We start from the raw sequence: 26,352 nt of genomic DNA on the forward strand, positions 1-26,352 counted from the left end.
GCAGTGAGCTCGCCGTCTGACGCAGACGGTCCGGTGCTGGCGCGGGACCGTCTGCTGGCGCGCCTGGCGGCAACGCCCGCGTGGGATATCGTCATCATCGGTGGTGGCGCGAGCGGGCTGGGCTGCGCCCTCGAGGCCGCCACCCGCGGCCATGCCGTGCTGCTGGTCGAGGCGCGCGACTTTGCGGCCGGCACCAGCTCGCGCTCGACCAAGCTCATCCACGGCGGTCTGCGCTACCTGGCGCAGGGCAAGCTGGGCCTGGTGCGCGAGGCGCTGGCCGAGCGCGCCGTGCTGCTGCGCAACGCGCCCGGCCTGGTGCGGCCGCAGCGCTTCGTGGTGCCGACCAAGGGCTGGGTCGAGCATGCGCGCCTGCGTCTTGGCCTGGCGCTGTACGACCGCTTCGCCGGCGCCGGCCTGATCGCACCCAGCGTCCCGCTGTCCCGCAGCGAGCTGCAGGCGGCGCTGCCGACCCTGCGCAGGGAGCGGGCCGATCGTGGCATGGCGTACTGGGATGCGCAGTTCGACGATGCCGGCCTGGCGATCGCGCTGGCGCGCACGGCCAGTCGCGAGGGGGCGCTGGTGCTCAACCATTGCAGTGTCGACGGCCTCGTCGTGGAAGGGGGGCGGGTGTGTGGCGTCGCGCTGCGCGAGCGCGAGTCCGGCCGCGTCTGCCAGGTCGCTGCGTGCGTGGTGATCAATGCCGCCGGCGTGTGGGGTGACGCCGTGCGGCGCCTGGCCGATCCGGCAGCGCCGGCCCTGCTGCGGCCGAGCCAGGGCGTGCATGTGGTCGTCGAGCGGGCCTTCCTGCCCGGTCGCGACGCACTGCTGGTGCCGCGCACCGCCGATGAGCGTGTGCTGTTCGTGATCCCGTGGCAGGGCCGCGTCCTCATCGGCACGACCGACACCGCGCGCGACGACGTACCGGACGAGCCCGAACCGCTGGCGGGCGAGATCGACTTCCTGCTCGATGCGGCGACGAACTATCTGAGCCGGGCGCCGCGCCGCGAGGAGGTGCGCAGCGTCTTCGGCGGCCTGCGACCCCTGCTCGGCGGCGGGGGAGGCGGAGCGACGAAGGGTCTGTCGCGCGAGCATCGGGTGGATGTCTCGGCGCAGGGGCTGGTGAGCCTGCTCGGTGGCAAGTGGACCACCTACCGCCGCATGGCGGAGGATGCCGTCGATGTCGCCGAGGAGGTCGCCGGATGGCCGCGCCGGCCCTCCGTCACTGCCGGCCTCGCCCTCGACGAAGGTGGCCTGTGGGCCCGGAACGAAGGCGCGGGGCAGGCGGGCGAGGGGCGCAGCGAGGCGGCGAGCGAGGCGGCGAGCGACGGCTTGCCGCCCTCCGCTGCCGAGGTCCGACACGCGGTGCGTGAGGCGTTCGCGCTCGGCGTCGAGGATGTGCTGGCGCGGCGCAGCCGTCTGCTGTTCCGCGATGCGGCCGCAGCCCGTGCCGCTGCGCCGCGGGTGGCGGCCGTGCTGGGCGCGGAGCGGGGCTGGAGCGCAGGCCGGCTGGCCGCCGAATGCGCGGCCTTCGACCACCTGGCGACGCGCTACATGGCCTGCAGCAGGACGCGTGCCTCCAGCCCGCCCTGAGGATGATTGTGCAGGCGGACCTCGCCGCGCTGGCCGCGTAGCAGGTTGCGGGTGATCGCCAGCCCCAGCCCGGTGCCGCCCGTCTCGCGGTTGCGCGAGGCTTCGGTGCGATAGAAGGCCTCGAACACCTTCTCCAGCTCGCCTGCGGGCAGGCCGGGGCCGTGATCGCGGATGCGGATCTCGTGGCCGCGGGCGCCCGACGGCAGCGTCGCGGGCGCCAGCCCGATGTCGACCTCGCCACCGAACTTTACCCCGTTCTCGATCAGGTTCCACAGTGCGCGGCGCAGCGCGGACGGGCTGGCTTCGACGCGCGCCTGCGCCAACTCGCCAACGCGCACCGTCCAGCCCATGTCATGCGCGTCTTCGGCCAACGCCTGCAGCAGCGGGGCGAGCTCGACCGGCTGTGGCGGCGCACGCTCGTCCAGGCTGCGCGCATAGGCCAGGCCCTCCTTGACGAGGCCTTGCATGGCGTCGAGGTCGGACTGGATGCGGGCGCGCAGTGATTCGTCGTCCACCAGCTCTGCGCGCAGGCGCAGGCGGGTGATCGGCGTCTGCAGGTCGTGCGAGATGGCGGCGAGGATGCGGGTGCGCTCAGTGACATGCTCAGCGATGCGTTGCTGCATCTGATTGAAGGCCGTCGCGGCAAGCGCGACCTCGGTCGGCCCTCGTGTGTCCATCGGCGCACGCCCGGGGTCCTCGCCAAGCGCGCGCGCCGCCGCCGCCATGCGCGACAAAGGCCTGGTCGCCAGCCGCACCGCGATCCAGGTGAGCAGCCCGACCCCCAGCACGAGCGCCGCGAGTGCGGCGAACAGGCGCTCCGGCGGCGGTGCGCGCAGGGGCGAGGCCGGGGCGATACCGGGCAGGCGGATGTTGAGCGCGGTGCCGTCCTGGAGCTGAAGCGCGACCAGCAGGATCGGGTGCGGACGGTCGTCGCGCGGGTGAATGAAGATGCCGAAGTGGCGTCCGGGCATCGCCGTGCGCAGCGCGGTGTGCAGGGGGTGGTCGTCGGCCAGGGGGCGCAGCCTGTCCTGTGCGACGGGTCGCAGGCTCAGGCGCAGGCGACGGCGGCCGAACTCGTCGATCCAGCGTTCGCGCTCGGGCGGCGACATGCGGTCGAGCAGATCGACGGCCGCGGCAATCTCCTGCGCCACGCCCTCGAACAACACGTTGCGGCCGATGCGCTCGCGTTCGCCGACGAACAGCGCCAGGCTCACCGCGAGCACGAGCGCAATGCCGAACAGCCAGATCAGCATCAGCCGGGCGAACAGGCTGCGCGGCCAGGGCAGGGTCATGAGGGGCTGCCTGCGTCGTGCGGTGTTGCGCTGACCTCGGCGGCGAGCACGTAGCCTTCGTTGCGAACCGTCTTGATGATGCTCGACTCGCGTGCGCTGTCACCCAGGCGCTGGCGCAGGCGGCTGACGAGGAGATCGATCGAGCGATCGAACACGTCGGCCTCGCGGCCCTGGGTCAGCTCCATCAACTGGTCGCGCGACAGCACCTTCTGCGGGTGCGACAGGAACACGCTCAGCATGCGGTACTCGGCGCCGGAGAGGGCGACCACTGCGCCGTCGTGGTCGATCAGGTGGCGATTGACCGTGTCCAGCCGCCAGTGGGCGAAGCGCAGTTCGCGCGCATTGGCCGGCGGGCTGGCCTCGAGGTTGGGCGGCAGGGCGCGTGTGCGGCGCAGCACGGCGCGCACGCGGGCGAACAGTTCGCGCGGCACGAAGGGCTTGGCGAGGTAGTCGTCGGCACCCATCTCGAGCCCGAGGATGCGGTCCATGTCCTCGCCGCGTGCGGTCAGCATCAGGATCGGCGTGTTGGCGTGCGGGCTGCCGCTGCCGCGCAGGTTGCGGCACAGGGTCAGGCCATCCTCGCCGGGCATCATCACGTCGAGCACGATAAGATCGATGCGGTGCTGCTCGAGCGCGGCCTTCATCTCGCGCCCGTCGGCCGCGGTGGTGCAGCGCAGGCCCTGCTTCTCGAGGTAGTCGGCGAGCAACTGGCGGATGTCGCGATCGTCATCGACGATCAGGATGTGGTCTTGCTGGCTCATCTGGGCGTCTCCATGGCCTGCATCTTAAGGGCTGGCGGGTGCGGCTTTGTATCCCAGCGTATCTGTGCCAGCCTGTGAGACATCAGGCTGCAAAAGCGATCGAAGGAGACAAACGCGGCTTACATCCCGGTGCTGTAATGGCTCCGTCGCCCGAACGGATGGGCAACATCCTCGAAGGGCCAGTCCCTTTCCGAACCTGATAGGAGAGTCATCATGAAAACCTGGATCAAGAGCTCGATCGCCGCCGCCGTCATCGCTACCGGAGCCCTGGGGGCGACGACCGCCATGGCCTGGGGCGGACACTGCATGGGCGATGGCCCGCGTGGTGGCAAATCCGGCTGGTCGCAGATGGAGCCCGCGCAGATGAAGGCGAAGATGGCCGAGCGCGCCGAAGCGCATATGGCCCGCCTTGAACTCGCGCTGGCACTGACGCCGGAACAGAAACCCGCGTTCGAAACCTTCAAGGGCGATATGAAGGCGCGTGCCGAGCGCATGGCCACGCACATGGCCGAGCGCCGCGCGGCCGAGGCACCTAAGACCGCGATTGAGCGCATGCAACGCATGGAAGAGATGAGCGCGTTGCGCCAGGCCGAGATGGCGCAGGCGCGCAAGGCGGTCGAGGCCTTCTACGGCACGCTGAGCGATGCGCAGAAGACGGTGTTCGACGCCGAGTTCCAGAAGATGGGGCGCAAGGGCATGCGCGGCGGGATGGGCGAGGGCAAGGGCGGTGGCCCGCGCGACGGCAGTGGAATGGGACCGGGTCGCGGCTGATGCGTCAGCACTGAAGCTTCGCACAATGAACAAAGGCCACCGCTTGCGCGGTGGCCTTTTTGCTGCGCAGGGCGCGGCCGGCTGCCGCACGGGCAGCGGGCGGGCGCGTCGTCTTAGTGGAACTGCTCTTCTTCGGTCGAGCCGGTCAGGGCCTTCACCGAGGAGGAGCCGCCCTGGATCACGGTGGTGACGTCGTCGAAGTAGCCGGCGCCGACTTCCTGCTGGTGGGACACGAAGGTGTAGCCCTGCTCGCGCGCGGCGAATTCCGGTTCCTGCACCATCTCGGTGTAGTGCTTCATGCCTTCGCCGCGGGCGTAGGCGTGGGCGAACTTGAAGGTGTTGAACCAGTTGATGTGGATGCCGGCCAGGGTGATGAACTGGTACTTGTAGCCCAGCGCCGACAACTCGTCCTGGAACTTGGCGATGGTGGCATCGTCCAGGTTCTTCTTCCAGTTGAAGGACGGCGAGCAGTTGTACGACAGCAGCTTGCCCGGGCAGGCGGCATGCACGGCCTGCGCGAACTCGCGGGCGAAGCCGAGGTCGGGGGTGCCGGTCTCGCACCACACCAGGTCGGCGTAGGGCGCGTAGGCGACCCCGCGGCTGATGGCCTGCTCGAGGCCGTTCTTGACGCGGTAGAAGCCTTCCTGGGTGCGCTCACCGGTAAGGAAGGGCTTGTCGTTGGCGTCGTGGTCGGAGGTGATCAGGTTGGCGGCTTCGGCGTCGGTACGGGCCAGGATGATGGTCGGCACGCCCATGACGTCGGCGGCGAAGCGGGCGGCGATCAGCTTCTCGCAGGCTTCCTGCGTCGGCACCAGCACCTTGCCACCCATGTGGCCGCACTTCTTCACCGCAGCCAGCTGGTCTTCGAAGTGCACCCCGGCAGCACCGGCGGCGATCATGTTCTTCATCAGCTCGAAGGCGTTCAGCACGCCACCGAAACCGGCCTCGGCGTCGGCGACGATCGGCAGGAAGTAGTCGACGAATTCCTTGTCGCCCGGGTTGATGCCACGCGACCACTGGATCTCGTCGGCACGCTTGAAGGTGTTGTTGATGCGGCGGACCATGGTCGGCACCGAGTCGTAGGCGTACAGCGACTGGTCGGGGTACATGGTCTCGGAGGTGTTACCGTCGGCGGCGACCTGCCAGCCGGAAAGATACACGGCCTCGAGGCCGGCCTTGGCCTGCTGCATCGCCTGACCGGCGGTGATCGCGCCGAAGGCGTTCACATAGCCCTTCTTGGCGCCGCCATTGACGCGCTCCCACAGCAGCTTGGCGCCGCGCTGGGCCAGCGTGTATTCGGGTTGCAGGCTGCCACGCAGGCGAACCACGTCGGCGGCCGAGTAGCCGCGCTTGATGCCTTTCCAGCGGGGGTTTTCGGCCCAGTCTTTTTCGAGGGCGGCGATTTGCTGTTCGCGGGTCATGGTCATGATGCGTCCTTTTCAAGGCAGAAGGGAGTCAGGCATCGCGGCGGGTTCAGGCACCGGTCGCGGTGTTCCGGCTGCAGCGGTTTCGAGGGAGAAAAGCGCTGCAGATGGGATGAGAGTATAGGAGGCATTCCGCGCAGCAGCAATATGTCTTATATAAGACATAAGAAAAAATCTTATCTATTTAAAACAAGGTATTAAGAATTATATTTTGCTATACGAAATGCAATCGAGCGGTGTGAAACGACTCCTGGCCGCAGGTGTGTTGCGTTGCAATCAGATTCGCACTGCCCGCCGCGGGCGCGCGATGGCCGCTGCAGCGGCTTCGTGCGCGGCGTGGCGAGCGGCGAGGGCCTTCAGAGTAGTGGCGCGGCGCTCAGGACGACGCCGTCTTCGTCGGCATAGACGTAGTGGCCGGGATGGAAGGTGACCCCGCCGAAGCTGACCGGGATGTCCACCTCGCCGGTGTTGCGCTTGACCGTCTTCTTCGGGTGGGTGCCAAGGGCGAAGACGCCGAGGTCCATCTCGCCAATGGCTCTCGAGTCGCGAATGCAGCCATAGACAATGATGCCCGCCCATCCATTGCTGACCGCGAGCTCGGCGAGCTGGTCGCCGACCAGGGCACAGCGCATCGAGGCGCCGCCGTCGATGACCAGGACACGGCCCTTGCCCGCGCTTTCCACCGCCTTGCGCACGAAGGAGTTGTCCTCGAAGAGCTTCAAGGTCGAGATCGGTCCGCCAAAGGCAGCGCGTCCGCCATAGCTGGAAAACATGGGGGCGACGATGGCGAGCTTGTCCTCATGGGCGTCGCAAAGGTCGGCAGTCTGGATGTTCATGGCGTCTCCTCGAAGGGCGGGTGCGCCGCTCGTGCGGCGCGGGAGCCGGCATCATAAACGAGGCGTCGGGTCGTCGTGGTCGGTGGGAGGTGCATGACGGGCTGAGGGGCCGCGGCCAATCCCCCGGCACAAAAAAAAGACGGCATGCTCCGTTGCCGGAAACATGCCGTCGCTGCAGGTGCAGGCGATCAGGCGGTGGCGGTCTCGGTTTCCTCGAACACCAGCTTGACCTTGTCGTCGTCGTCGAGGTCGATGGTGACCTTCCCGCCATTGACGAGGCGACCGAACAGCAACTCGTCAGCGAGTGCGGCGCGGATCGTATCCTGGATCAGGCGTGCCATCGGTCGTGCCCCCATCAGCGGGTCGAAACCCTTCTCGGCCAGCCAGGCCTTGAGATCATCACTGAAGTGGGCCTCGACCTTCTTCTCGTGCAGCTGCGCTTCGAGCTGCATCAGGAACTTGTCGACCACGCGCAGGATGACCTCGTTGTCGAGCGCCTTGAAGGAGATCATCGCGTCGAGCCGGTTGCGGAACTCCGGCGTGAACATGCGCTTGATCTCGCTCATCTCGTCGCCTGCCTCGCGCTTGGCCGAGAAGCCGATCACCGACTTCTGCATCGCCTCCGCCCCGGCGTTCGTGGTCATGATGACAATCACGTTGCGGAAGTCGGCCTGGCGGCCGTTGTTGTCGGTCAGCGTGCCATGGTCCATGACCTGCAACAGGATGTTGTAGATGTCCGGGTGGGCCTTCTCGATCTCGTCGAGCAAGAGCACGCAGTGCGGCTTCTTGGTGATCTGCTCGGTGAGCAGTCCGCCCTGGTCGAAACCGACGTAGCCCGGCGGCGCGCCGATGAGCCGGCTGACCGCGTGACGCTCCATGTACTCCGACATGTCGAAGCGCACCAGCTCGATACCCAGGGTGTAGGCGAGCTGACGCGCGACCTCGGTCTTGCCGACGCCGGTGGGGCCGGAGAACAGGAAGGAGCCGATCGGCTTCTGCGGGTTGCCGAGGCCGGAGCGGGACATCTTGATCGCCTTCGAGAGCGCCTCGATCGCCGCGTTCTGGCCGAACACGACGTTCTTGAGGTCACGCTCGAGTGTCTTCAGCGAGGCCTTGTCGTCATTGGACACCGTGCGGGGCGGGATGCGCGCGATCTTGGCAACGATCTCCTCGATCTCGCCTTTGCCGATGGTCTTCTTCTGGCGCGATTTGGGCAGGATGCGCTGCGCTGCACCTGCTTCGTCGATGACGTCGATGGCCTTGTCGGGCAGGTGGCGGTCGTTGATGTACTTGGCCGACAGTTCGGCCGCGCTCGACAGCGCCGAGCTCGAGTACTTGATGCCGTGATGCTCCTCGAAGCGGCTCTTGAGGCCCTTGAGGATCTCGACGGTCTCGGCCACCGAGGGCTCGACGACGTCGATCTTCTGGAAACGCCGCGACAACGCGTGGTCCTTCTCGAAGATCTGGCGGAACTCGTTGTAGGTGGTCGCGCCGATGCACTTGAGCTGGCCGGAGGAGAGCGCCGGCTTGAGCAGGTTGGAGGCGTCGAGCGTCCCGCCCGAGGCGGCGCCTGCACCGATCAGGGTGTGGATCTCGTCGATGAACAGGATCGCGTTCGGATTCTCGACGAGCTGCTTCAGGACCGCCTTGAGTCTTTGCTCGAAATCGCCCCGATACTTGGTGCCTGCGAGCAGGGCGCCCATGTCGAGTGCGAACACCTGTGCATTCTCGAGGATCTCGGGGACCCGGCCCTCGACGATGCGGCGTGCGAGTCCCTCGGCGATCGCCGTCTTGCCCACGCCGGCTTCGCCGACCAGCAAGGGGTTGTTCTTGCGCCGCCGGCACAAGGTCTGGATGACGCGCTCGACTTCCTTCTCGCGCCCGATGAGGGGGTCGATCTTGCCTACCAGCGCCTGCTGATTGAGGTTCTGCGTGTAGCTGTCGAGGGCGCCGCCCGCCTGCTTGTCCTCCGGCTCCTGCTCGGATTGCTCGCCTTCGTTGCGGCCTTGGGGAGCGCTACCCTGCGGCGGCGTCTTGGCGATCCCATGCGAGATGAAGTTCACCACGTCGAGACGCGAGATGTTCTGCTTCTGCAGGAAATAGACCGCGTGCGAGTCCTTTTCACCGAAGATCGCCACCAGCACGTTGGCGCCGGTCACCTCCTTCTTGCCCGAGGACTGCACATGCAGGATGGCACGCTGGATCACGCGCTGAAAGCCGAGCGTCGGCTGCGTGTCGATCTCGTCCGTACCTTCGATGCGCGGCGTGTGCTCATTGACGAAATTGGTGAGCTCGCGGCGGAGTTCGTCGAGATTGGCTGCGCATGCCCTCAACACCTGTGCGGCTGACGGATTGTCCAGCAGGGCAAGCAGCAGATGCTCCACGGTGATGAACTCGTGGCGCTTCTGTCTTGCTTCGACGAAAGCCATGTGCAGGCTCACTTCAAGCTCTTGCGCGATCATTCAATTTTCCTCCATCACGCATGCCAGCGGATGTTGATGCTGACGAGCAAACGAGGCGACCTGCTCAACCTTGGTCGACGCGACGTCCCTGGGGAAGACGCCACACACCCCCATGCCCTCTCTGTGGACTTGGAGCATGACTCGCGTGGCACGTTCGCGATCCATGCCGAAATATTTCTGCAGAACGACGATCACGAAATCCATCGGTGTGTAATCGTCGTTGAGCAGAAGCACCTTGTAGAGTGGCGGCGGCCTGGTGCGTGTCCGCTTCGCCTCGAGAACTAAATCGTCGCGTTTCTGGGTACCCATGAAAATCATTCTAATGAAGTCGGGGCAGAGTGCAACAACGCTGCTGATCGGGCAAGGCGCGCATCCGAGGGAGGCTTGCGGTTGTGGTATTCAGCGCAGAGCCGGGCTTGGCTTCGTGCACTGCAGAAAACACGCAAGCCTGCGTGGCGCATGAATTTATCCTTGTCTCTGTGGTCTTGCTTGGGGTTTCGTTGTTGCGCTGCGTTAATCGAAGCGCGGGAAAGACCGTTGACGGCCCCAGTTCGAATGCGTAAAAGCTAGGCCGTGCGCAGGCTTCAGCTTGATCCCGAGGAGTTTCCCGAGGCGATCGACGTCGCTGTCGGCGCCAAAACAGACTGCGGCGCCGGAGTCGCGGCGGTCGTATCAAGCAACTTTGAGGGATTCGAGCAATATGGCAACTGGTACCGTGAAGTGGTTCAACGATTCCAAGGGTTTTGGGTTCATTACCCCGGATGATGGAAGCGAGGATCTGTTCGCACATTTTTCCGCCATCAACATGAGCGGCTTCAAGACCCTGAAGGAAGGCGACAAGGTTTCCTTCGAGGTCACCCAGGGGCCGAAAGGCAAGCAGGCCTCAAACATCCAGCGCGCCTGACCTGAGTCCGGCTCGGTTCCCGGCGGTGCAGTTCATGTGGGTGTGCTGCCGGGTATGATTCTTGCGCCGCCCACGATGCGGGGTGGGGCATGTTGTGGAATGAAAAATCAAAAAAGGCCAGTGCTTTCGCACTGGCCTTTTTTGATTTTTCGCCTCCCGTTGCCGGCAACTCCGGCGCGGCAAGCTGGTGACGCGCTTTGCCGTGCGGGTCTGGCCCGCGCGGCGCAATTACTTCAGCTTCACTTCCTTGTACGGGACGTGCTTGCGCGCGACCGGGTCGTACTTGTTGAACTCGAGCTTGCCCGTGGTGGTGCGCTTGTTCTTGGAAGTGGTGTAGAAGTGACCCGTACCGGCGGTCGACTCCAGCTTGATTTTCTCGCGGATGCCTTTGGCCATGGCGTTCTCCGTACAGTTCGGTTGCTTACAGCTTCTCGCCGCGGGCGCGAAGCTCGGCAACGACAACGTCGATGCCTTTCTTGTCGATCGTGCGCAGGCCCGCATTGGACACGCGCAGGCGAATCCAGCGGTTCTCGCCTTCACTCCAGAAGCGACGGTTCTGCAGGTTGGGCAGGAAACGACGCTTGGTCTTGTTGTTAGCGTGGGAAACGTTATTTCCCACCATCGGTGCTTTACCGGTCACTTGGCAGACGCGAGCCATACGATGCTCCAGGGAATTCTGATTGCGGAAAACGTGCGAGGATAATGCACGAGCCTAGGTTATGGCAAGCCCCGCGCTGCATTTGCGCGCCCTTGCGCAGGCGTGCGGGGATGGTGCCGTGCAGTGGTGCCGCGTGACAGGCCGTCACAGCAGGCCGCGCTCGGCGAAGGATACCGGATGACCGTGCGAGGGCACCACGAAATGGTCGAGGACACGGATGTCGACCAGGTTGAGTGCATCCTTGAGCGTCCGCGTTAGCAACTCGTCGGCGGTGCTCGGCTCGGCGGCACCGGAAGGGTGGTTGTGCGCAAAGATCACGGCGGCAGCGTTGTGTGCGAGCGCGAGCTTGACCACCTCGCGCGGATAGACCGAGGTCTGGGTGAGCGTGCCGCGGAACAGGTCGACCGCCTCGAGCAGGCGATGACGGGCATCGAGCAGCATCACGCAGAAGGTCTCGTGCGGCAGGTGGCCGAGCCTCAGTCTGAGCCAGTCGCGCACCACCTGCGGTGAATCGAACAGCGAGCGTTCGGTCAGGGTCTCGCCCAGGGCGCGCCTCGACAGTTCCATCACCGCCTGCAGTTGGGCATACTTCGCCAGCCCCATGCCGGGTACCGCGGCGAAGTCTTCTGCGGCCGCGCTGCACATTCGGGTGAGGCTGCCGAAGCGCGAGAGCAGGCTGCGGGCGAGGTCGACGGCGCTCTGGCCGCGGATGCCGACGCGGAGGAAGATGGCGAGCAGCTCGGCGTCGGACAGCGAGGATGCACCGCGCGCGAGGAGTTTTTCGCGCGGACGCTCATCTGCGGGCCAGTCGGTGATCGCCATGATGCAGGTCTCCTTGCCGGTGGTTTTCTGGTTATCTATTTTGCATTGCCTTGCGGCGGATTATATAAGTGAATGTCATGAGTGTACTGAACGACCGCAAGATCGTCCTCGGCATCAGTGGCGGCATCGCAGCCTACAAGGCGGCCGAACTGGTGCGTCTGCTCGGCAAGGCCGGGGCCGACGTGCACGTGGTGCTGAGCGAGGGCGGGGCGCGCTTCGTCACGCCGGTCACCTTCCAGGCCCTGTCCGGCAACACGGTGTGGACCGACCTGTGGGATGCACGCATGCCCAACAACATGGCGCATATCGACCTCGGTCGCGATGCCGACGCGATCCTCGTGGCGCCAGCCACGGCGGACTTCATCGCCCGTCTCGCCCACGGCCGGGCGGACGACCTGCTGAGTACCCTGTGCCTGGCGCGCGATGTACCGCTGATCGTCGCCCCGGCGATGAACCGGCAGATGTGGGAGTCGCCGCCAACGCGGCGCAACGTGGACCTGATCCGCGCCGATGGCGTTACCGTGTTCGGGCCGGCTGCGGGCGATCAGGCCTGCGGCGAGGTCGGCATGGGTCGCATGCTCGAGGCCGAGGAACTTGTCGAGCTGCTCGAGGGCTACTTCGTGCCCAAGCTGCTGGCGGGGCGCCGGGTGGTGATGACGGCAGGGCCGACCTTCGAGGCCATCGATCCGGTGCGCGGCATCACCAACATCAGCTCGGGCAAGATGGGCTATGCGCTGGCGCGTGCCTGTGCCCAGGCGGGGGCGGAGGTGGTGCTGGTGAGTGGGCCGGTGAGCCTGCCGGTTCCGGCAGGGGTGTGTTGCGTGCAGGCACCGAGCGCACGCGAGATGCGCGCCGCGGTGTTCGATGCCTTGCCCGGGGCGGATGTATTCATCGGTGTGGCGGCGGTGGCGGACTATCGGCCCGTGCAGACCGCCGAGCACAAACTGAAAAAGAGCGGCGATACATTGACGCTGTCGCTGACGCCCAATCCGGACATTCTGGCCGAGGTGGCGGCGCTCGAGGGGGCGCCCTTCTGCGTCGGCTTTGCCGCCGAGAGTCGCGACCTCGACGCCTACGCCGAAGGCAAGCGGCGGAGCAAGCGCCTGCCGATGCTGGTGGGCAATCTCGTCCGCGACGGCATGGGCGGAGACGACAACACGGTGATCCTGTATGACGACGCGGGTCGCCATCCCCTGCCGCGGGCGCGGAAGGCGGATGTGGCGCGGGGCATCGTCAGCCATCTTGCCGGCCTGCTCGCGCCGCGCAAGGGCTGAGGCTGGCGCTGGTCACTGCTGCGCGCAGGACACGACAGACATCGACTTGAATGCCCGTGTGCGCTGCTGGCCGCAGGGGCGGGGAGAACGCAGATGCATCGAATTGACGTGAAGCTGCTCGATGAGCGGCTCAAGGGCCATCCGCCTGCGTACGCGACCGAGGGCGCGGCGGGCCTGGACCTGCGCGCCTGCCTGCCGGCGCCGATCACCCTGCATCCGGGTGAAACCACGCTGGTTCCGAGCGGCCTGGCGATCCACCTGGCGGATGCCGGCCTGGCGGCGATGGTGTTGCCCCGCTCGGGACTCGGCCACAAGCATGGCATCGTGCTCGGCAACCTGGTCGGCCTCATCGACTCGGACTACCAGGGGCAGATCTTCGTCTCGGTGTGGAACAGGGGGCGGGCGAGCTTCACCATCCAGCCCATGGAGCGGATCGCGCAACTGGTCGTGGTGCCGGTGCTGCAGGTTGGCTTCAACGTGGTCGACGAGTTCGATGCCAGCGCGCGCGGCGCGGAGGGTTTCGGCAGCACGGGCAAGCACTGAAGGTGCATGCTGGCATTCCGACCGGCGTCCATGTCGTGTGCGAGCGCGACGGCGGGGTGCTGTTGCTGCGGCGAGCGGGCACGGGCTTCTTCGACGGGCTGTTCAGCTTGCCGGGTGGCCATGTCGAGCCGGGCGAGTCCGTGCGGGACGCGGCGCGACGCGAACTGCGCGAGGAAACAGGCTTGCGGGTCGCCAGCCACGACCTGTGCTACCTGGGCGTGGTGCATCGCCTGTCCGACACCAACCGGATCGACTTCTTCGTGCGCGCAAGATGTTTCGAGGGCGAGCCGGAGATCCGCGAGCCGGACAAATGCGATGCGCTCGACTGGTATCCGCGTGCGGCGCTGCCTGGCGGCATGGTTCCCTACGTGCGGCAGGCGCTGTCACAGGACGCGGCGCCATGGGTGCTCGAGCTGGGCTGGGAGTGAATGTTCAGTCGATAAGGGCATTCTGATAAGCTCGTCGCAGCACGGCGCTGGACAGGCGCTACAGATGTCTCGAGGAGGGGTAGATGCGAAGAATGAAGAAGATCGCGGCGACGCTGCTGCTCGGTTGCACTGCGCCGCTTGGCTTTGCTGCGGGCGAGCTGCCGCAGGTGAACCTGGAGCGCGCGGCCGAAATCAATGGCGGCCGCTGCATGCTGTGCCACGGACCGGAGGGGGACAGTTCGTCGCCGCTCTACCCGCGATTGGCCGGGCAGCACCACCAGTACATCGCCAAGCAGCTGGGCGACTTCAAGTCGGGAAGGCGCAAGAGCGACACCATGACCGGCATGGTGCAGGACCTGACCGAAGAGGAGATGCTGGCGCTGGGCGTGTTCTTCGAGACGAAGCCGACCAAGCCCCGCGAGGCAAGGGATCAGGATCTTGCGGCCGTGGGGCGTTTCGTCTTTCATCGTGGTAACGAGTTCTCGGGCGTGGCGGCTTGTGCCAGCTGCCATGGCGACAAGGGCCTCGGCACCGAGAAGCTGCCGCGCCTGGCCGGCCAGGTGCCGCGCTACACCGAGGCCCAGCTGCGCTCTTTCAACAAGCGCGAGCGCACCAACGACAACGAGATCATGCACTCGATTGCCTCGAAGCTGACCGAGCTCGAGGTCAAGGCGGTGGCGCTCTACATCAGCACGCTCGACTGATCGAGCGAGGTCTGGGCGCATGAAGAAGGGGCCGTCAGGCCCCTTCTTCACATCGCGATCCGGCGCTCACCGCAAGGTCGCGCCGTAGGCGTCAGGCCAGCATGTCGGCCCAGATGTTGCGTGCCCAGCCCATGGCGGTCTTGGCCTCGAGCTCGTTGGCAACCAGCGACACGCCGCCGGCGCCCTCCACCGGCATCGGCTGCTGCTTCTCGGCGTCGTACTGGTGCACCGAGGCAACGTGGATGACGTTCTTGCCATCGACGAAGCTGTAGCAGGTATTCATGACCACCGGCGTGGCACTCGGCGCCTTGCCTTCGAGCAGATTGAGGATGGCCGCTGCGGCGAGCTTGGCATGCTGGTTGGCCATGTGGCCCGACTTGGGCATGGTCGGCGCGGGGAAGATCGCGTCGCCGAGCACGTGCACGCCGGGCACGCCCTTGGCCTCCATCGACAGCCATTCGACCTCGACCCAGCGCTCGTTGATGAGCGGCAGGCCGGCCTGGGTGGCGATGTTGCCGGCACGCATCGGCGGAATGACGTTGAGCACGTCCGCCTGCACGTCGTCGAATTCCAGCTTGGCCGTGCGGCTCGCCGCGTCCACGCCCTCGAGCTTGCTGCCCGGCACGTATTCGATGAGCGCGCCGTAGCTCTCGAAGGCCTTGGTGAACAGCGCCTTCTTCGACTGGATCTCGTCGTTGGCGTCGAGCACCAGCACCTTGGACCTGGGCTTGGCTTCGCGCAGGTAGTTGGCCACCAGGCAGGCGCGCTCGTAGGGTCCGGGCGGGCAGCGATACGGGGCGCGCGGGATCGTCATGACGAACACGCCGCCGTCGGCCATGTCCTCGAGCTGCTTGCGCAGCAGCACCGTCTGCGGGCCGGCCTTCCAGGCATGGGGGATGAGCTCCTGGTTGCCCTCGAGGCCGGCGATCGCGCCGGGGATGAAGTCGATGCCCGGCGACAGGACGACACGGTCATAGCCGAGGGTGCCGTGCTTGGCGGTGGTGACCGTACGCTTGTCCGGGTCGAGGGCGGTGACCTCGTCGGTGAGGACTTTCACGCCCCATTTGTCGCGCAGGTTGTCATAGCTGACGCTGATGTCGTCCATCTGCTGCAGGCCGCCGATCACCAGGTTGGAGATCGGGCAGGAGATGAACCGGGTGTTGCGCTCGATCAGCGTCACCTCCACGCTGCCATTGCTCCACATGCGCAGGTACTTGGCCGCGGTGGCGCCGCCGAAGCCGCCGCCCACCACGACGATGTGCCCCTTCGCGGCCGAGCCGGCTGCACTGGCCAGCCCGGAAATGCCTGCCAGCGAGGTGCCGCCGGCGGCGATGCCCATGGTCCTGAGAAAGTCGCGTCTGTTGATCATCCTTGTTCCCCTGTCTCTCTTACTTTTGCGCGGCGAACCAGTCGCTGATCAAGCTCAGCTGCTCATCGGTGTAGCCCTTGACGATCTGATGCATGATCGTCGCCGGCTTGTCGCCGGAGCGGAAGTCGGCCAGCTTCTCCATCAGCTTTTCGGCCGGTTCCCCCGCGAGCGAGTCCATCCCTTTCTGGCTGTGGCCATTGGTGCCGTGGCAGGTCGCGCAGGTGGCGGCCAGATTGCGGGCGAGATTGGGGTCGGCGTCCTGCGCCTGGGCGATGCCGCCGACGCCGGTCAGGGCGAGCATGGCGACTGCAATTCTGATTTTCACTGCGTTGTCCCTCCGCATTGTTCGCTATAGAGAAGCTTTCGCTGCGCCCGACCCGAGTCCTCAGTCGAAACGGGTGGGCGCGGGTCTGACGGCAGGCGAAGTATAGCCAATTGGTGCCGTGCCGCGCCTCGCAAGCCTTGAGTTCTCCGACATTCCGTGCAGTTCGTCACTCGTTTGGACCGTGCTGTGCCGCACAAATATTAGTACTTGACTATATGAGTGTATGGTTTTAAATTTGATTTAAATCATGGAGCGATAAACGGGGCTGATCATGGAAGACCTTGAAGACGTCTTCGAAAGCGTTGCCGAGTACTTCAGCCTGCTGTCCGAGCCGTCGCGCCTGAAGATCATGCATTGCCTGTGTGATGGCGAGCGACCGGTCAATGATGTAGTGGAGGCAACCGGCCTGTCGCAGGCCAATGCCTCGCGCCACCTGAACATGTTGTACCGCGCCGGCGTGGTCGGCCGCCGCAAGGAGGGGAGCCAGGTGATCTACCGCCTGACCGACCCGAACTTCACCGATCTGTGTCGCACCGTCTGCGTGCGCATCGCATCGAGGGACGCCTTCAACGTGCCCAGCAAGGAAGCCCTGCTCAAGCTCGAGAACGATCTGGGCAGGGAAGTCTGATCCTTATTTTTTCAGTCGTGCATCCAGACAACAAAGGGGGAGAGTACGCATGGCGATGATTGATACCCGGCCCGGCCGGGTGAGGCCGGCGCCCGAAAACTTCCTGACCGACGAGCAGATCTCTGCGGTCAAGGACGGTCGCAGGGACTTTTTGCGCAAGGCATTCCTGACCGCCTCGGCGGCCTTGGCGGCGCCTGCGGTGGCGCGCGCTGCGGTCGAAGGCGATCCGGCCATCCTCGAACTGCCGCAATGGTCCACCACGCTCGGCCTGCCGGTCGCGGCCAACCCCTACGGCATGCCCTCGAAGTACGAGCGCGGTCTGCAGCGCCGCGAGAGCCCCGGGCTGACCCGTGTCGGCGGCTCGTCGGTCGCCTTCACGCCGCTGCAGGGCCTGTTCGGCATCATCACGCCCTCGGGCCTGCACTTCGAGCGTCACCACCAGGGCTGGCACGACGTCGACCCCTCCAAGCATCGCCTGATGATCAACGGCATGGTCAAGACCCATGCGGTCTTCACCATGGACGATCTCATGCGCCTGCCCTCGGTGTCGCGCATCCACTTCATCGAATGCGGTGCCAACACCGGCATGGAGTGGGGCAATGTCGCGGTGCCGACCGTGCAGTACTCGCACGGCATGCTGTCCTGTTCCGAGTTCACCGGCGTGCCGCTGAAGGAGATCCTCGACATGTGCGGCGCCGACTACAAGAAGGGCCGCTTCGTGCTCGCGGAGGGCGCCGACGGCTCGTCGATGACGCGCACCATCCCGATGGAGCTCATCGAATCGGGCGAGGTGCTGGTGGCCTACGGCATGAACGGCGAGATGTTGCGCCCCGAGAACGGCTACCCGCTGCGCCTGGTGGTGCCGGGGGTGCAGGGCGTGAGCTGGGTGAAGTGGCTGCGCCGCATCGAGGTGGGTGACCAGCCGTGGGCGACCAAGGACGAGGCCGTGCATTACATGGACCTCATGCCGGACGGCCTTCACCGCCAGTACACCTCGGTGCAGGAGTGCAAGTCGGTCATCACCACCCCCTCGGGCGGCCAGTTGCTGCTCGACAAGGGCTTCTACAACATCTCCGGCATGGCCTGGTCGGGCCGCGGCAAGGTCACCCGTGTCGACGTCTCCACCGATGGCGGCATCAACTGGCGCCAGGCGCGCCTCGAGACGCCGGTGCTGTCGAAGGCGGTCACGCGCTTCAACATCGACTGGGTGTGGGACGGCAAGCCCGCGATTTTGCAGTCGCGCGCGGTCGACGAGACCGGCTACGTGCAGCCGAGCTACGGCCAGCTACGCCAGGTGCGCGGCAGCAAGTCCATTTATCACAACAACGCCATCCAGTCGTGGAAGGTGGTCGAATCCGGTGAGGTGAGCAATGTCCAGGTTCTCTAAGACGCTGATCGCGCTGATGGTCGCCGGGGTGACGACGTCTGCCGTGGCCTTCGACCGCTTCCCCGGCATCGGCCGCGAGGCGACGCCGGCCGAGGTGAAGGCCTGGGACATCGACGTGCGTCCGGACTTCGTCGGTCTGCCCAAGGGGCGGGGCGATGTCGACACCGGCATGGAGCTGTGGGAAGCGCAATGCGCCAGCTGCCATGGCGTGTTCGGCGAGTCGAACGAGGTGTTCACGCCGCTGGTCGGCGGCACCACCGCCAAGGACATCGAGACTGGCCGCGTCGCGGCGCTGATCAACGACTCCTTCCCGCAGCGCACCACGCTGATGAAGGTGCCGACCCTCTCGACCCTATTCGACTACATCCAGCGCGCCATGCCGTGGACCGCACCGAAGTCGCTGAGCCCGGACGACGTCTATGCCTTGCTGGCCTACATGCTCAACCTCGGCGATATCGTGCCGGCCGACTTCGAGCTGAGCGACGAGAACATCCGCGAGGTGCAGGCGCGCATGCCCAACCGCAACGGCATGACGACCGACCACGGCATGTGGCCGGGGGCACCGGCGTCCAAGGGCGGCATCGGCAATGGCGGCGTGCCCGATGTCAACAACCTTGCCTGCATGAAGGACTGCAAGACGGAGGTCGTGATCGCCTCGGCGCTGCCGGACTACGCGCAGGACGCCCACGGCAACCTGGCCGAGCAGAACCGCCCGGTGGGTCAGACCCGTGGCAAGGAGACCATCCCGGCCGCCACCACGCAGGAAGCTGCCGGCGCGCCCTCGGCTGCGGCGGCGGTCATGGCCCTGGCCAATGGCAAGGGCTGCATGGCCTGCCATGGCGTGGCCAACAAGATCGTCGGGCCTGGGTACAATGAGATAGCTGAAAAGTATCAAGGTCAGACAGATGCCGAGGCCAAATTGATCGGCAAGGTCAAGAACGGCGGGCAGGGCGTCTGGGGGGCGGTGCCGATGCCGCCGCAAGGCCACGTGCAGGACGAGGAGATCAAGCAACTCGTTCAGTGGATTCTGGAAGGCGCGAAAGCGCAGTAACACCTTACAAGGAGAGACAGGATGAACCATCAACGCAGGGATACCCTGAAGGCCGGCGGCGGCCTGGGCGTGCTCGGTCTGCTCGCAGCAGCCGGCTTCATCAAGCCCGAGCTGGCGCGCGCGGCCTGGAACCAGGCGGCCTTCGATGCCAAGAATATGGACGCGGCCTTCACCGCCTTTGGCGCGGGCAAGCCGGCCGAGAGCGCCGACATCCAGATCACCGCGCCCGACATCGCCGAAAACGGCGCCGTAGTGCCGGTCGGCGTGGTCAGCAAGTTGCCCAAGACCGAGCAGATCGTGATCATGATCGAGAAAAACCCGAACATGGTCGCGGCGAGCTTCAACATTCCGGACGGCACCCTCGCCGACGTGCAGACCCGCGTCAAGATGGGCCAGACCTCCGACGTCTATGCCATGGTCAAGGCCGATGGCAAGTTCTACGTGACCAAGAAGGAAGTCAAGGTCACCCTCGGCGGCTGCGGCGGCTGACCCGGCATATCAATCAAGGAGAGAAACACTATGGCAAGCCCGATGCGTATTCGCGCCGCCGCCAAGGATGGCGTCACCGAGGTCCGCGTGCTGATGTCCCATGTCATGGAGACCGGCCAGCGCAAGGATTCGTCCGGTGCCGCGATTCCGGCCCATTTCATCACCGAACTGACCGCCAAGCACAACGACAAGGTCGTGCTCGCCGCCGAGTTCGGCCCCTCGGTGTCGACCAACCCCTACCTGGCGTTCAAGTTCAATGGTGGCGCCAAGGGCGACAAGCTCAGCGTGACCTGGGTCGACAACAAGGGCGAGACGCGTAGCGACGAGGTTCAGGTCGCCTGATCGCGGTTTCGCCCGCGGCTGACGAGTGGGCGAAACGCAGCAATGAGCCCTGCACCCACCAGCCCTGCGGTGCTGGTGGGTGCAGGGCGTGAGGGCCAAACCCCCTGGAGGAGAGACGATGAGAAAACAATTACTGGCGGCAGCGATCACGGCAAGCCTCGTGCTGGCCGCGCCGGCGAAGGCGGACGACGAGCTCAACTTCGACGCCTACCGCGAGATGCTGGCCGACGGCAATCCGGCCGAACTCTATGAAATGGAAGGCGAGGAGCTGTGGCGCACCGCGCGCGGACCGAAAAATGCCACCCTCGAGCAGTGCGACCTCGGCCTCGGGCCGGGTGTCGTGGAAGGGGCGGCGGCCCAGCTGCCGCGCTATTTCGAGGACACGGGCAAGGTGCAGGATCTCGAGTCACGCCTGGTCACTTGCATGGAGACGCTGCAGGGGATTCCCTCGGCCGAGATCGTCACCGGCCGCTTCCTGCAGGGTGAGCGTGGCAAGGTCGCGGCCCTCGTTGCCTACGTGGTGACGCACTCGAAAGGCAAGCCGATCGCGGTCGATGTGTCGCACCCGAAGGTCAAGGAAATGTACGAGCTCGGCGAGAAGGCCTTCTTCTACCGCACCGGCGCGATGGACTTCTCCTGTGCGTCCTGCCACGGCGAGGATGGCAAGCGCATTCGCGCCACCCATCTGCCCAACATCACCAAGGCCGAGGGTGCGGCCGCGGGCTGGGGCTCGTGGCCCGCCTATCGGGTGTCGAACTCGCAGTTCTGGACGATGCAGCATCGCCTGTGGGATTGCTTCCGCCAGCAGCGCACGGCCGAGCCGGTGTTCGGTTCGGACGTGACGATCGCGCTGTCGGTGTTCATGGCGGGCAAGGGCAGCGGCGGCGAAGCCGTGTGGCCTGGCGTCAAGCGTTAAGGGAGCGGATGACATGAAGAAACTGTTCATTGCGCCGCTGGCGCTGTGCGCCTCGGTGGCCTTTGCCGCCGACCTCGAAACCCGGGCCGAGGAGATGATGCTGAAGTCCTTCAAGGCCAACGGCATCGCGAGCCTCGATCGTCAGGTGCGCGACGAGGTGCAGAAGGCCTGCTCAAGCCCGGACCAGCCCGATGCCGCAACCATGAAGCGTCTCGAGGCGGCCGAGATGGCTACCATCAAGTGGCCGGCCGATGGCAATTACACCGGGGGTGACTGGAAGGAGGGTGCCAAGATCGCGATCAGTGGTCGCGGCCTGACCTGGACCGACAAGACGCCGGACAACAACGGCGGCGGGTGCTACAACTGCCACGCCATGGACCCGAAGGAAGTCTCTGCCGGCACCATCGGACCGAGTCTGGTCGGTTACGCCAAGATTCGCGGCAACTCGGACGAGATCGTCAAGTACACCTGGGGCAAGCTGTGGAACGCCAAGGCCTATAACGCGTGCAGCAACATGCCGCGCAACGGCTTCGGGGGCATCCTCACCGAAGAGCAGATCCGGCACGTGATGGCCTACCTGTTCGATCCGCAATCGCCGGTCAACCAGTAAGCCGCGCCTCGGTGCCGAGCAAGCGGCACCGATCATCCGGCGCCTTGTGACAGGGCCCGCGGCCTCGGCCCCGGGCCCTGTTTTTGTCTCGCGCCGGCGCATTGCGCGTTTCCGCCGGCCATCGTCTTCCCATTCGAAAGGTTTCCCATGTCGATGAATCGTCGTGAATTCATGCAGTTGCTCGCCGTCGCGGCGGCCGGTGGCATGAGCCTGCAGTCGAACTTCGCGCGCGCCGAGAAGGCCGCCGAAGCGCTCTATGACCTGCCGCCCTTCGGCAACGTCAGCCTGCTGCACATGACCGACTGTCATGCGCAGCTGCTGCCGATCCACTTCCGCGAGCCCAACGTCAACCTCGGCGTCGGCAGCATGCGCGGCAACGCGCCGCACATCGTCGGCGAGGGCTTCCTCAGGCACTTCGGCATCAAGCCGGGCAGCATCGAGGCCCACGCCTTCACCTATCTCGACTTCGTCGAGGCGGCGAAGACCTACGGCAAGGTCGGCGGCTTCGCCCACCTGGCGACGCTGGTCAAGAAGATGAAGGCGAGCCGCCCCGGTGCGCTGCTGCTCGACGGCGGCGACACCTGGCAGGGCTCGGGCACCGCGCTGTGGACCAACGCCCAGGACATGGTCGACGCCTGCAAGCTGCTCGGCGTGGACGTCATGACGCTGCACTGGGAATCGACCTACGGCGCCGAGCGCGTCAAGGAGATCGAGGAGAAGGACTTCGCCGGCCAGATCGACATCGTCGCCCAGAACGTGAAGACCACCGACTTCGAGGACCCGGTCTTCAAGCCCTACGTCATCAAGAACATCAACGGCGTGCCGGTGGCCATCGTCGGCCAGGCCTTCCCCTACACCCCGATCGCCAACCCGCGCTGGCAGACCCCGGACTGGAGCTTCGGCATCCGTGACGAGGACATGCAGCAGGCGGTGGACGCCGCGCGCGGCGAGGGCGCACAGGTGGTGGTGGTGCTGTCGCACAACGGCATGGACGTGGACCTCAAGATGGCCAGCCGCGTCACCGGCATCGATGCCATCTTCGGCGGCCACACTCACGACGGCATGCCTGCGCCCACCATCGTGGAGAACGCCGGCGGCAAGACCCTGGTGACCAACGCCGGCTCCAACGGCAAGTTCCTCGGCGTGATGGACTTCGACGTGCGCGACGGCAAGGTCGCCGACTTCCGCTACAAGCTGCTGCCGGTGTTCTCCAACCTGCTGCCGGCCGATCCCGAGATGGCCGCCTTCATCGACAGGACGCGCGCGCCCTTCCTCGACAAGCTCACCGAGAAGCTCGCCGTCACCGAGGGCCTGCTGTATCGCCGTGGCAATTTCAACGGCTCGTGGGACCAGCTCATCGTCGATGCGCTGATCGCCGACAAGGACGCCGAGATCGCCTTCTCGCCCGGCTTCCGCTGGGGCACCTCGCTGCTGCCGGGCGACACCATCACCATGGAGCACCTGCTCGACCAGACCGCGATCACCTACCCGTGGACCACGCTCACCGAGATGAGCGGCGAGATGATCAAGACCATCCTCGAGGACGTCGCCGACAACCTGTTCAACCCCGACCCCTACTACCAGCAGGGCGGCGACATGGTGCGCGTGGGCGGCCTGCAATACACCTGCGACCCCAACGCGGCGATGGGCAGGCGCATCGACAACATGATGCTGAAGGGCAAGCCGATCGAGGCCAACAAGACCTACAAGGTGGCCGGCTGGGCGCCGGTGTCGGAGGAGGCGAAGGATTCCGGGCCAGCGATCTGGGACGTGGTCGCCAACTACCTGCGCGGCCAGAAGGTCGTCAGTCAGCGTGCCCTGAACCTGCCCAGCCTGAAGGGCATGGACGGCAATCCCGGCGTCGCGATCTGAGCCTGGCAGCTCGTCGTGGATCAGGCCCGCGGCCACTTCGAACAGAGTGGGCGCGGGCCTTGTCGTTGCTGCGCTCGCGGTGCTGTCGGGTCCATGGGCGCCTGATTGCAGCCCTGTAAGGTGTTGTAAGCGATAAGTAAGACTGATGTTTCTATAATGCCTCCGCAGTTGCTTGGATCGGGCCGTGCTGCGGCCGGAGACATGTGGCGCGGGAGTTTCACTTCTGACGAGGAGACGTTATGGAAAACAATGCAGCAGGCTACTGGAAAGCCACGCTAAGCCTCCTGACCAAGATCATGATCGTATGGTTTCTGGTCTCGTTTGGTGCCGGCATCATCTTTGCCGACGCGCTCAACTCGATCCATCTCGGCGGTTATCCGCTGGGCTTCTGGTTCGCACATCAGGGCTCGATCTACGTGTTCATCGCGCTGATCTTCTTCTATGCGAAGAAGATGGGTGAGATCGACCGCAAGTTCGACGTTCACGAAGAATAAACAGGGGGACATATGGATCTTCAAACTCTGACTTACCTGGTGGTGGGCGCCTCCTTCGCCCTCTACATCGGGATCGCGATCTGGGCGCGCGCAGGCAGCACCAGCGACTTCTACGTCGCCGGCGGTGGCGTGCACCCGGTCACCAATGGCATGGCAACCGCGGCTGACTGGATGTCGGCGGCCTCCTTCATCTCCATGGCCGGCCTGATCGCCAACATGGGTTACGGTGGCGGCCTGTTCCTGATGGGCTGGACCGGCGGTTACGTCATCCTGGCCATGTGGCTGGCGCCCTACCTGCGCAAGTTCGGCAAGTTCACCGTGCCGCAGTTCATCGGCGACCGCTTCTACTCGAAGTCGGCCAGTACGGTGGCGGTGATCTGCCTGCTGACCGCCTCGATCACCTACGTGATCGGCCAGATGACCGGTGTGGGCGTGGCCTTCTCGCGCTTCCTCGGCGTGACCAACGAGACCGGTATCTACCTCGGCATGGCGATCGTGTTCGCCTACGCGGTGTTCGGCGGCATGAAGGGCATCACCTACACCCAGGTGGCGCAGTACATCGTGCTGATCTCGGCCTACACCATCCCGGCGGTGTTCATCTCCCTCAACCTCACCGGCAACTTCCTGCCCCAGCTCGGCCTCGGCTCGACCCTGGTCGGCACGGACGTGTCCCTGCTCGATCGCCTGAACCAGGTCGTCACCGATCTGGGCTTCGCCGAGTACACCACCTCGGTGCCGGGCAGCAAGCTCAACATGTTCGTCTACACCGTGTCGCTGATGATCGGTACCGCGGGCCTGCCGCACGTCATCATCCGCTTCTTCACCGTGCCGAAGGTGGCTGATGCGCGCTACTCCGCCGGCTGGGCGCTGGTCTTCATCGCCATCCTGTACACCACCGCGCCGGCTGTTGCCGCGATGGCCAAGTACAACCTGCATGCCACGGTGAACAGCGCGATCGCTTCCAATGGCGACCTGTACGCGGAAGAGTCCAGCCTCAAGTACGACGAGCGTCCGGACTGGATGGCCCGCTGGGAAAAGACCGGCCTGCTGAAGTGGGAGGACAAGAACGGCGACGGTCGCATCCAGTACTACAACGACAAGACCGCCAACGCCGACGTTGTCGCCAAGGCCGAGCAGGCGGGCTGGAAGGGCAGCGAGCTGACGGTCAATGCCGACATCCTGGTGATGGCCAACCCCGAAATCGCGCTGCTGCCCAACTGGGTGATCGCGCTGGTTGCGGCGGGCGGTGTGGCGGCGGCGCTGTCGACGGCAGCGGGTCTGCTGCTGGCGATCTCGTCGGCGGTGTCGCATGACCTGGTGAAGAACGTGTTCGCGCCCAACATGACGGACAAGAACGAGCTGATGGTTGGCAAGATCGCGATGGCGGGTGCCATCGTCCTCGCCGGCTGGCTTGGTCTGAACCCGCCGGGCTTTGCGGCCGGTACCGTGGCCCTGGCCTTCGGTATCGCGGCGTCCTCGCTGTTCCCGGCGATCATGATGGGCATCTTCTCCAAGAAGATGAACAAGGAAGGCGCCATCGCCGGCATGCTGGCTGGCCTGTTCGTCACGCTGTTCTACGTGTTCGCTCACAAGGGCATCTTCTTCATCAAGGGCACCGAGTTCGTCGATCTGATCGGCGGCCCGAACAGCTTCTTCGGCATCACGCCGGAAGCCTTCGGCGCGATCGGTGCGCTGGTGAACTTCGTCATCGCCTTCGCGGTGGATAAGGTCACCAAGGAGCCGCCGGAGCACATCCAGCACCTGGTCGAAGAAGTGCGTATCCCGCGTGGCGCCAAGGCGGTCGACGGCGCGCACTAAGCTGCAGGCGCAGTAATGGAGCAGCCGGCCCTCCCCGCGAAGGAAGGCTGCTCCCGAGAACCCCGCCACCGTATTGAATGGCGGGGTTCTTTCTTTTGTGGCACCTTGCGGGCTGCGGCTGTCGCGCCGCCCGTCGTGACTGGAGCAGTGAATGGTTCTGGACGTAAGCGTTGTTTTGACCCTGATTCTTTTTCTGGCCTTGTTTCCGATCGCCTTCTTCTGGCTGAGGCGGGCGTATCGCATCGTCTTCAAGCGCGACTTTTCCGAAGTCGCGCTCAAGGGCGGCATGCCGCCGCCCAACCCGGCGAAGTTCGCCCCCTTCACCGCGGTCATCAACTTCATCTGCGGCATCATCATCGTCGCCGTGATCTACGGCGTGCTGGTCCACCAGCTCGATTACGAGACCTGGAGCTCGACCGCGGGCGTGACGATCTGGAGCAAGTTCCTGCTCGATTTCATGCTCAGCAGACATGCGCACCCCATCGCCTGGGGGCGCAAGAAGAAAGCGCCCGACGAGTCGGCGTCCTCATCGGGCAAGTGAGTGGGCAGCAGGTCTGAGCGTGCGCGTGGCAGGTGGCGCGA

Annotated in this window: 29 protein-coding genes; 18 read left to right on the forward strand and 11 right to left on the reverse strand. The window is 65.4% G+C overall.

What is annotated here, in order from left to right; genetic code table 11:
- The first annotated feature begins 3 nt into the window (after positions 1-3).
- The gene (locus ACMV5O_RS08410) at positions 4-1,590 is read left to right on the forward strand and encodes an FAD-dependent oxidoreductase (RefSeq protein ID WP_416163039.1); all 1,587 of its coding nucleotides are present in this window, start codon (positions 4-6) and stop codon (positions 1,588-1,590) included.
- On the opposite strand, the gene ACMV5O_RS08415 is transcribed toward ACMV5O_RS08410, so the two are convergent.
- Together ACMV5O_RS08415 and ACMV5O_RS08420 are read right to left on the reverse strand one after the other, a co-directional pair.
- Positions 1,548-2,882 (reverse strand): ATP-binding protein, encoded by a 1,335-nt coding sequence (locus tag ACMV5O_RS08415; RefSeq protein ID WP_416163040.1) that lies wholly within the window; start codon positions 2,880-2,882, stop codon positions 1,548-1,550. The two genes, ACMV5O_RS08410 and ACMV5O_RS08415, sit on opposite strands and share 43 nt — an antisense overlap.
- On the reverse strand, positions 2,879-3,643 hold the full coding sequence (locus ACMV5O_RS08420; RefSeq protein ID WP_416163041.1) for a response regulator: 765 nt from the start codon (positions 3,641-3,643) through the stop codon (positions 2,879-2,881). The genes ACMV5O_RS08415 and ACMV5O_RS08420 overlap by 4 nt, the downstream gene beginning before the upstream one ends.
- A 213-nt stretch (positions 3,644-3,856) precedes the next feature.
- On the opposite strand from ACMV5O_RS08420, the gene ACMV5O_RS08425 reads away from it, so the two are divergent.
- Positions 3,857-4,414 carry a Spy/CpxP family protein refolding chaperone gene (locus ACMV5O_RS08425; RefSeq protein WP_416163042.1) on the forward strand — a complete coding sequence of 186 codons (558 nt, stop codon included), beginning with the start codon at positions 3,857-3,859 and terminating at the stop codon, positions 4,412-4,414.
- 113 nt (positions 4,415-4,527) lie between these two features.
- Here ACMV5O_RS08425 and aceA read toward each other — a convergent pair whose 3' ends face one another.
- The 4 genes from aceA to clpS all read right to left on the reverse strand — a co-directional run bounded on the left by aceA (position 4,528) and on the right by clpS (position 9,445).
- Positions 4,528-5,841, reverse strand: a complete 1,314-nt coding sequence (gene aceA, locus ACMV5O_RS08430; RefSeq protein WP_416163043.1) for an isocitrate lyase — start codon at positions 5,839-5,841, stop codon at positions 4,528-4,530.
- Between the two features lie 353 nt (positions 5,842-6,194).
- Positions 6,195-6,674: a ribonuclease E activity regulator RraA gene (gene rraA / locus ACMV5O_RS08435; RefSeq protein WP_416163044.1), complete on the reverse strand. Its 480-nt coding sequence runs from the start codon at positions 6,672-6,674 to the stop codon at positions 6,195-6,197.
- Positions 6,675-6,862: 188 nt separating this feature from the next.
- Positions 6,863-9,136, reverse strand: coding sequence for an ATP-dependent Clp protease ATP-binding subunit ClpA (gene clpA / locus ACMV5O_RS08440; protein WP_416163045.1), 2,274 nt, complete (start codon positions 9,134-9,136; stop codon positions 6,863-6,865).
- Positions 9,137-9,445 carry an ATP-dependent Clp protease adapter ClpS gene (clpS, locus tag ACMV5O_RS08445; RefSeq protein WP_324538680.1) on the reverse strand — a complete coding sequence of 103 codons (309 nt, stop codon included), beginning with the start codon at positions 9,443-9,445 and terminating at the stop codon, positions 9,137-9,139.
- 391 nt (positions 9,446-9,836) lie between these two features.
- Between clpS and ACMV5O_RS08450 the strand changes: the two genes are divergently transcribed.
- Entirely contained in the window at positions 9,837-10,040 is a 204-nt protein-coding gene (locus ACMV5O_RS08450) for a cold-shock protein (RefSeq protein WP_324538678.1), read from the forward strand.
- Positions 10,041-10,268: 228 nt separating this feature from the next.
- On the opposite strand, the gene rpmG is transcribed toward ACMV5O_RS08450, so the two are convergent.
- The 3 genes from rpmG to radC form a co-directional block, all read right to left on the reverse strand.
- Positions 10,269-10,436: a 50S ribosomal protein L33 gene (gene rpmG / locus ACMV5O_RS08455; protein ID WP_324538676.1), complete on the reverse strand. Its 168-nt coding sequence runs from the start codon at positions 10,434-10,436 to the stop codon at positions 10,269-10,271.
- Positions 10,437-10,461: 25 nt separating this feature from the next.
- Positions 10,462-10,698 (reverse strand): 50S ribosomal protein L28, encoded by a 237-nt coding sequence (gene rpmB / locus ACMV5O_RS08460; protein WP_068636145.1) that lies wholly within the window; start codon positions 10,696-10,698, stop codon positions 10,462-10,464.
- Positions 10,699-10,842: 144 nt separating this feature from the next.
- A complete protein-coding gene (radC, locus tag ACMV5O_RS08465) occupies positions 10,843-11,520 on the reverse strand; it encodes a RadC family protein (RefSeq protein WP_416163046.1) in 678 nt (225 codons plus the stop codon).
- A 77-nt stretch (positions 11,521-11,597) separates the two neighbouring features.
- Between radC and coaBC the strand changes: the two genes are divergently transcribed.
- From coaBC to ACMV5O_RS08485, 4 genes are all read left to right on the forward strand, one after another.
- Positions 11,598-12,794: a bifunctional phosphopantothenoylcysteine decarboxylase/phosphopantothenate--cysteine ligase CoaBC gene (gene coaBC / locus ACMV5O_RS08470; protein ID WP_416163047.1), complete on the forward strand. Its 1,197-nt coding sequence runs from the start codon at positions 11,598-11,600 to the stop codon at positions 12,792-12,794.
- 93 nt (positions 12,795-12,887) lie between these two features.
- Complete coding sequence (gene dut / locus ACMV5O_RS08475; protein ID WP_416163048.1) at positions 12,888-13,337, forward strand: dUTP diphosphatase; 450 nt, start codon at positions 12,888-12,890, stop codon at positions 13,335-13,337.
- A 2-nt stretch (positions 13,338-13,339) separates the two neighbouring features.
- On the forward strand, positions 13,340-13,765 hold the full coding sequence (locus ACMV5O_RS08480) for an NUDIX hydrolase (RefSeq protein ID WP_416163049.1): 426 nt from the start codon (positions 13,340-13,342) through the stop codon (positions 13,763-13,765).
- A gap of 83 nt (positions 13,766-13,848) precedes the next feature.
- The gene (locus ACMV5O_RS08485; RefSeq protein ID WP_416163050.1) at positions 13,849-14,469 is read left to right on the forward strand and encodes a c-type cytochrome; all 621 of its coding nucleotides are present in this window, start codon (positions 13,849-13,851) and stop codon (positions 14,467-14,469) included.
- Positions 14,470-14,560: 91 nt separating this feature from the next.
- Here ACMV5O_RS08485 and ACMV5O_RS08490 read toward each other — a convergent pair whose 3' ends face one another.
- A complete protein-coding gene (locus tag ACMV5O_RS08490) occupies positions 14,561-15,838 on the reverse strand; it encodes an FCSD flavin-binding domain-containing protein (protein ID WP_416163051.1) in 1,278 nt (425 codons plus the stop codon).
- Between the two features lie 19 nt (positions 15,839-15,857).
- Complete coding sequence (locus ACMV5O_RS08495; RefSeq protein WP_416163052.1) at positions 15,858-16,139, reverse strand: c-type cytochrome; 282 nt, start codon at positions 16,137-16,139, stop codon at positions 15,858-15,860.
- A 295-nt stretch (positions 16,140-16,434) separates the two neighbouring features.
- Between ACMV5O_RS08495 and ACMV5O_RS08500 the strand changes: the two genes are divergently transcribed.
- The 11 genes from ACMV5O_RS08500 (at position 16,435) to ACMV5O_RS08550 (ending at position 26,311) form a co-directional block, all read left to right on the forward strand.
- Positions 16,435-16,791 carry a metalloregulator ArsR/SmtB family transcription factor gene (locus ACMV5O_RS08500; protein WP_324538660.1) on the forward strand — a complete coding sequence of 119 codons (357 nt, stop codon included), beginning with the start codon at positions 16,435-16,437 and terminating at the stop codon, positions 16,789-16,791.
- A 49-nt stretch (positions 16,792-16,840) separates the two neighbouring features.
- Positions 16,841-18,178, forward strand: a complete 1,338-nt coding sequence (soxC, locus tag ACMV5O_RS08505; protein ID WP_416163053.1) for a sulfite dehydrogenase — start codon at positions 16,841-16,843, stop codon at positions 18,176-18,178.
- The gene (locus tag ACMV5O_RS08510) at positions 18,162-19,229 is read left to right on the forward strand and encodes a c-type cytochrome (protein ID WP_416163054.1); all 1,068 of its coding nucleotides are present in this window, start codon (positions 18,162-18,164) and stop codon (positions 19,227-19,229) included. The genes soxC and ACMV5O_RS08510 overlap by 17 nt, the downstream gene beginning before the upstream one ends.
- Before the next feature lie 21 nt (positions 19,230-19,250).
- Complete coding sequence (gene soxY / locus ACMV5O_RS08515) at positions 19,251-19,718, forward strand: thiosulfate oxidation carrier protein SoxY (protein ID WP_416163055.1); 468 nt, start codon at positions 19,251-19,253, stop codon at positions 19,716-19,718.
- Positions 19,719-19,748: 30 nt separating this feature from the next.
- Positions 19,749-20,060, forward strand: coding sequence for a thiosulfate oxidation carrier complex protein SoxZ (soxZ, locus tag ACMV5O_RS08520; protein WP_416163056.1), 312 nt, complete (start codon positions 19,749-19,751; stop codon positions 20,058-20,060).
- A gap of 118 nt (positions 20,061-20,178) precedes the next feature.
- Complete coding sequence (gene soxA, locus ACMV5O_RS08525; protein ID WP_416163057.1) at positions 20,179-20,976, forward strand: sulfur oxidation c-type cytochrome SoxA; 798 nt, start codon at positions 20,179-20,181, stop codon at positions 20,974-20,976.
- Between the two features lie 13 nt (positions 20,977-20,989).
- Entirely contained in the window at positions 20,990-21,586 is a 597-nt protein-coding gene (soxX, locus tag ACMV5O_RS08530) for a sulfur oxidation c-type cytochrome SoxX (RefSeq protein ID WP_416163058.1), read from the forward strand.
- Positions 21,587-21,733: 147 nt separating this feature from the next.
- Positions 21,734-23,458 carry a thiosulfohydrolase SoxB gene (soxB, locus tag ACMV5O_RS08535; RefSeq protein ID WP_416163059.1) on the forward strand — a complete coding sequence of 575 codons (1,725 nt, stop codon included), beginning with the start codon at positions 21,734-21,736 and terminating at the stop codon, positions 23,456-23,458.
- 239 nt (positions 23,459-23,697) lie between these two features.
- Positions 23,698-23,952, forward strand: coding sequence for a DUF4212 domain-containing protein (locus ACMV5O_RS08540; RefSeq protein ID WP_324538641.1), 255 nt, complete (start codon positions 23,698-23,700; stop codon positions 23,950-23,952).
- 12 nt (positions 23,953-23,964) lie between these two features.
- Positions 23,965-25,770: a sodium:solute symporter family protein gene (locus tag ACMV5O_RS08545; RefSeq protein ID WP_416163060.1), complete on the forward strand. Its 1,806-nt coding sequence runs from the start codon at positions 23,965-23,967 to the stop codon at positions 25,768-25,770.
- 151 nt (positions 25,771-25,921) lie between these two features.
- Complete coding sequence (locus ACMV5O_RS08550; RefSeq protein WP_416163061.1) at positions 25,922-26,311, forward strand: hypothetical protein; 390 nt, start codon at positions 25,922-25,924, stop codon at positions 26,309-26,311.
- Positions 26,312-26,352 lie beyond the last annotated feature (41 nt).

It is taken from the genome of Thauera sp. WH-1, assembly GCF_047806685.1.
Taxonomy (GTDB): domain Bacteria; phylum Pseudomonadota; class Gammaproteobacteria; order Burkholderiales; family Rhodocyclaceae; genus Thauera.